The 6067-nt window shown below is 28.2% G+C and carries 7 protein-coding genes; all 7 read right to left on the bottom strand.

Annotation, left to right across the window (positions count from 1 at the left end; all coding sequences use genetic code 11):
- Positions 1-13: 13 nt before the first annotated feature.
- The gene (locus AC4AGG_RS14970; protein WP_489772824.1) at positions 14-418 is read right to left on the bottom strand and encodes a DUF2251 domain-containing protein; all 405 of its coding nucleotides are present in this window, start codon (positions 416-418) and stop codon (positions 14-16) included.
- Positions 415-777, bottom strand: coding sequence for a hypothetical protein (locus tag AC4AGG_RS14965; protein WP_489772823.1), 363 nt, complete (start codon positions 775-777; stop codon positions 415-417). The genes AC4AGG_RS14970 and AC4AGG_RS14965 overlap by 4 nt, the downstream gene beginning before the upstream one ends.
- Before the next feature lie 223 nt (positions 778-1000).
- Entirely contained in the window at positions 1001-2275 is a 1275-nt protein-coding gene (locus AC4AGG_RS14960) for a PIN-like domain-containing protein (protein ID WP_489772822.1), read from the bottom strand.
- 225 nt (positions 2276-2500) lie between these two features.
- A complete protein-coding gene (locus tag AC4AGG_RS14955; protein ID WP_489772821.1) occupies positions 2501-3253 on the bottom strand; it encodes a class I SAM-dependent methyltransferase in 753 nt (250 codons plus the stop codon).
- A 337-nt stretch (positions 3254-3590) separates the two neighbouring features.
- Positions 3591-4082 (bottom strand): hypothetical protein, encoded by a 492-nt coding sequence (locus tag AC4AGG_RS14950; RefSeq protein WP_489772820.1) that lies wholly within the window; start codon positions 4080-4082, stop codon positions 3591-3593.
- Complete coding sequence (locus AC4AGG_RS14945; protein WP_489772819.1) at positions 4079-4825, bottom strand: DUF3800 domain-containing protein; 747 nt, start codon at positions 4823-4825, stop codon at positions 4079-4081. Before AC4AGG_RS14945 ends, AC4AGG_RS14950 begins: the two co-directional genes overlap by 4 nt.
- Positions 4826-5093: 268 nt before the next feature.
- Positions 5094-5738 (bottom strand): hypothetical protein, encoded by a 645-nt coding sequence (locus AC4AGG_RS14940; protein ID WP_489772818.1) that lies wholly within the window; start codon positions 5736-5738, stop codon positions 5094-5096.
- Positions 5739-6067 lie beyond the last annotated feature (329 nt).

Here is a 6067-nt window from a genome sequence, read left to right as displayed (position 1 = left end):
GCCGTAGTTGTTTTTATAATTTTTCCAATAAATCATCAGTTAGTAATCGATTTTTCTCTTTAGTCCACTTCTTATTTGATTCTGGAAATCCATTTCTACAAAATCCAGCCTTATTTTTAAAATCAAATACAGCATGTATGTAATTATTTATTGAAAGAAAACTCAAACTTAAATCTTCATTCCATAATATTTTAACTAATGACGGAATATTTCTATCAATAACATCTTCAACATTATAAACATGAAGTGCATCTAAAATGTTTGTGTCATTATTTACAGCATAAAAATAACCAGTATTTCCGTCATCTTCAAAGATAACTCCGTATTCATAATCTTCAAATGATGAATCAATAAAGTTTTCTTCACCAATTTTTATTGTTTTCTCCCTATAAATGTAAACCGTCTTTTTAAAACTCATTTGTCACAAATTTTCTTTAGTTGATATGTAATTTCCCATAAAATTATTGAAACTAATGCATTTGTAAAAATTGCAGTTTGTATTCCATAAGCATCCCATTCTGGAGCTATATTTAATTTCCAAGTTAAGTTTACTATCAAAATTGAAATCGATGAAATAATGAATGCAACAATGATATTTAGTAGTTTACTCCACTTTAAGAATAGAAAAGCAAAAATACAGTTTAATAATCCAAAGCCGAATATTAAAACAACTTCTAAGTCTACATTTTTAATAAAATCTTCTATTGAAGCAATTGGAAATGCAAGAAGAATATATAAAATGAAAAAAACTATATAAATTATTATTCTTTTCTTCAATTGATGGACTTTTTTATACAATTACGGCTAACGAAAAAGTATTAGCGAAGGCGGGCGAAAAGTGAACTGAAAGTTCAGTTTTAGACTAACTGAAGCCAATGCTTTTTCAATGAAGTAAACTTACAAAAATATTACGTAATTGAAAAGCAGTGGCGGCGAAGAATATTCAAATTTTCAATTTGAGTATTCAAGCCCGCTTTTGCTAATACACTGTTAGCCACAGTTATTCTATTTGCCTTTTTAATAAATCTAACTTTGTCAACTCTAAAGCTCTGTAGCTGTATAAAGCAGAAAGTTTCTTTTTTGAAAATTCAATTTCATTTTCAATTTCACTCTCCAAATATCCAAGGTTATGAGCATATTCTCTAGTATCATCTTCAAAATTACTATCGGCATAAAGGTTATTACGATAGATTGTTGCCCTATGTAAGTTTTGTTCGGAAGATTCTATTTGCTTTTTAATTTCCTCAATGTTATTATTTGTATGCTCAAGCCTTGCATATATCTCAGAAATTTCTTTTTGCCTTATGTCATATTTTTTGTTTTGGGAAATTAATTTTCTTGTGTCCTCTATTGATGAATCATTAATTTCTGAATCAATTTCCTGCTTAGCATACTTCAAAAAGGTTGAAGTATTATAAATATGAAAGAACTTTAAATCATTACAATTAGAATATATTTCATTTAACAATTCTTTTCTAGGTCCAATTTTCCTACCTCGCTTCTCTTCCCACCAATCTTCCTTAATATCACCTGTTACTAAAACTACCAATTCTAATTTATTATCACCGATATATTGCATGATTTCTTTCCATAGGAAAAGATCACCGTATTTTCTCGGAAATTTTAGGTTATTAACGATATAATACCCTTCTTTTTGCTTATCCATATATCCTGGTGGAATATTATCTAAGTATCTTTCTTCTCCTTCCTTTATTGTATTTTTTACCGCATCTTCATTAAGTGGATTTCCAATTTTGTTTTCAAAAATTTTCATTATGATATCCTTTAATTCATCAACATCGTTTACATCAGTATGTTCTCGTTCTTTTTCTGTTAAATGTTCAATAAATTTTTTAAAAACTCTTGAAGTTTTACTGATTTTCTTCTTTGTAAGATAATTGTCAGGCGAAATTGTTGAATGTCTCTGATTGAGATTCAACTTTAAAATTTCAGAATTATATTCATTATTTAACTCAGTCAATTTTTCAATATGTTTTTGAGTTAATGAAATAACTTTGTTGAACATATTTTTTTGTTCACTAACAATATTTAGTCTATTATTTAAAAATTCTAATAAAACTTGGAAACCAATCCAAATGCGCTTATTGAATTCTGAATTTTGTAAAACATTTAATAAATCATTTTTTGCAGTCTCGGGAAGACGGTATAAATCAAGTAGAACATTTGCGTCAAAAATAAAATAGGCATCTTTCCATATATTTTTGAAATCAACCTCAGTTAATTCTCTGTGTACCTTAAATAGATGATCTTTCATATAATTGTGGCTAACGAAAAAGTATTAGCGAAGGCGGGCGAAAAGTGAACTGAAAGTTCGATTTTCAACCAAATGAAGCCAATGCTTTTTCGGTAAAGTGAAATTACAAAAAAATAACGGAACCGAAAAGCAGTGGCGTCGAAGAATATTCAAATTTTCAATTTGAGTATTCAAGCCCGCTTTTGCTAATACACTGTTGTAGGCAGTGTTATTATTTTTAAAGATTTATTGACAAACAAAAATTTGCTTTTGTGAATTATCGTTAAACGATTCTTCTTCGAAATTTCCAAACTTATGAAGGATTTTGAAACCATTCCATTCCAAATATGAATTTAATTCTTGAGGGAAGAATAGCCTCATATCCAAATTTTGAATTGATTCAAATTTTCCATTGATAAAGTAATGCCATTCGATTCTATTAATCTGTGCTTTATTTTCGTATCGCATCTTCTCTTTTATCAGTATTTCTCTTCCGTCTATTGTGGTGAATTCAGCAATTGTTTTTAGTTCTTTTTCTCCATCAACAATAAATTGAATATTTGGATTGTAGCAATCTAAAAGAAACAAACCTTCATTTTTAAGATGGTTTTTGACAACTTTAAAAGCTTCAAATAAATCTTGATTTTTATATAAATGATGAATTGAGTTAAATGGAATAAAAACGAAATCGAATTTTTCTTTCAAATCTAAAGTTCTTATGTCAGCTTCTATAAACTCAATTTCTAATTTTTGCTCTGAAGCTTTTAATTTTGCTTGTTCAAGCATTGAAGCTGTGTAATCAACACCAACAATATCATATCCATCTTTTGCAATTGGAAGTGTTAATCTACCTGTTCCACAACAAAGTTCAAGAATTCGAGCATTTTTATTTTTTGGAAGCCATTGTTTGTAAAATTCCAAATCAGCGAGATTTATGTTCATTCCATCATAAATATTCGCATCATAAATTAAATCGCCGACTGTATAACTGTTGCTCATTCTTTTGTGTTACTGCTTTTGAAACATTGCCTACAACGAAAAAGTATTAGCGAAGGCGGGCGAAAAGTGAACTGAAAGTTCAATTTTCAACTAACTGAAGCCAATGCTTTTTCGGTGAAGTGAAGTTACAAATAAAAAACGAAACCGAAAAGCAGTGGCGGCGAAGAATATTCAAATTTTCAATTTGAGTATTCAAGCCCGCTTTTGCTAATACAATGTTAGCTGTCGTTATTTTTTTTGGAACATATATATACAATTGCTTATATTTGCATTAGCTCAGTAACCAAACTTTTATTAGTTATAAGTGTTAAAGGAGTTTAGAAGCCGTTTAGTTACGCTAAGCGGTTTTGGCTTTTATATAAGCTTCATATTCTTTCTTTTTCTTTCTAATAGTGTGGTTTTCTTCAATATAAAAGGCCGTCCAAAACAAATAAAATCCTTTTCTTTCAGTTAAAACAACCAAATATCTTTCAGATTCATTTAATATATGAATTCTGTTATCCTTTCCAACAAGTTTTTCCCATATCAAGAAGTCTCCATGAGAGCAATTGTCAATAAAAAATTTTGGAAATCTAATTCTTTCCATTCGTCTAAAATCAGGTTTACGGTCATTTTCTATATCACCTTCGTGCGTAATATGATAGAAAGTACGATGGATTCCATCAACTTCAGGATGTTTTTGTGCAGAAACGAATAAACCATTATATGTTGGTTGAGCTGTGATAAAACTATCTCTGAAAATTTCATATACCTTTTCAAAGTATAATCTGAAATTTCCACTATAGTCTTCAAAAAATATTAAATCTGGGAATATTAGTTCATCATTCATAGAAAATAAGGTTTTTGAGGCTCCCAAATAAAGATATTGAACTTGCTTTCCTTTAGTAAAGTAGATTTGTTAAGGGAATATTTTGAGCGTTTACGTATTAGCTCTATTAATTCATTTTTTGGTTTACTGTTGAATAGTTTTCTGTTAGCATAAGACATCGCTCCAATTAGCAAGTCTGTCAACTGAAGAATTTCCACTTCGTGAGAACGAACTTGCTGAACTTTCTTAATTATTTCTTTAGAATAATCATACTTATCATTTCTTAAAACTTGTTCTAATTTATGAACTTTTTCTTTGCTACGAGTATCTTTAATATCGATATAAATATGATGCGAATATTCAGGACTTAGAATTGCCTTTAACATTCCAAAATACATTTTATAATAAAAAGTATCGTGAGTATGTTTAAATTTCTCATAATCTACATTATTCTTATTCGATACAATTAAAGCCCTAAATAGCAAATGATCATCATCAAAAAAATAATTAATTACATCCTTGTAATATTCGAGTTTTGATTTTGATACCTTATTCCATTTTAGTTCATAAAATGCTCTATTTTCTTTTTCGTTTCTTTTTCGTTTAGGAACTAAATTATGTTTAATTTTAAAACTATGAAGACGTTCAAAAATTTCCTCTTTTTTTTCAATTGGACAATAAACAGCACCTATTGCCATAATAGGTTCTTTATCATTTTGTAGATGACAGCTTTCATCACAATATATATTTATTGTAGGTTTCATTTTAATTAAAATTAGTGCTACAAAAGTAACAATTTTTATTGAGGTCTAATTTTTGGGAGAATGACAGCTAACGAAAAAGTATTAGCGAAGGACGGGCTTTTACAAACATAATTTCAACTAAAAACCAACCTAAGCAATTGCTTTTTTCGTGAAACTAAATTACAAAAAAATGTGAAACGAAAAAGCAATTGCGACAAAATATTACAAAACTCTCAATGGGAGAATTTAACCCCGTCTTTTGCTAATACACTGTTATCTGCAGGTTTTTTTAGTTTAATTTAAAGAAATTAAGTTTTTCATTATCAATAATTAAGATTGCATCTTTATTAGTTTTCGGATAATGACAAATAAGTAATTGTTTTCCATCAAATTGTTGAGATAAATTAGAAAAGAAATGTTCACTAAAAGTATAAACCGTTTTCATTTTCTTGTTTTCAAGTTTTCCAATAAATGTGTTTTTTTCATCAGAATAAATGTGATACAAATTATTTTGATTTATAAATGAAGTAGTAATTCTAAAATTTGCCGAATCAAAAACTTTTTTAAAACCTGTATAATCTTTATTTCCATCAATTTTTCCCGTTTCAAAATCAGAATTAGCAAGTTTCTCAACATTTTCGATTTCATATATGCTTGTGTGAGCAATCATATGATTTAAGAAATTTGTAATGTAATATTTGCCTCCTAATTTATTAACAGAAACTGTGCACTGTGAAGGAACTTCGTGAAATTTATTTGTTTTTTTGTTTTTGAAAAATACAAGTCCACCAAATTCACCGTTACAAGTTGAATAAATTTCATAATCTTTATCAGAGTAAATCTCAATTTTTTTAGGTTTAATTTCGCTGAAATCAGCAACATATTCCCCTAATTTATAATATTCTTCATCCGTATCATCATTTTTTAAGAACAAACTATCTTTTTGAACAGCAAATTTGGTATAAACAATATTTTGAGCACTTCCTGGAAGAAATACATCTTCAATAAATTTTCCTTTTTGATTTAGAATTACCATTTTTTTGAATTGCTCTGAAGTGTTTTTTCTTGAACTTTCAAACGATAAATAGAAACTGTTTTTAAATAAAACTGCATCTGTTAATCTTCCATATCCTTTAAAATTAAGATTAGAACTAGTTTCTTTAAAAAGCTCATTAGGTTTTTCCTTTGAACAAGAAATTATCAGTAATGTTATAATCAGAAGCCAAAAATTTTTTAGAGTACTGGTTTTCATAAACTTGCAGA

The sequence above is a fragment of the Chryseobacterium sp. CG10_8 genome (genome assembly GCF_058117085.1).
This window is presented reverse-complemented; position numbering and strand designations above follow the sequence as displayed.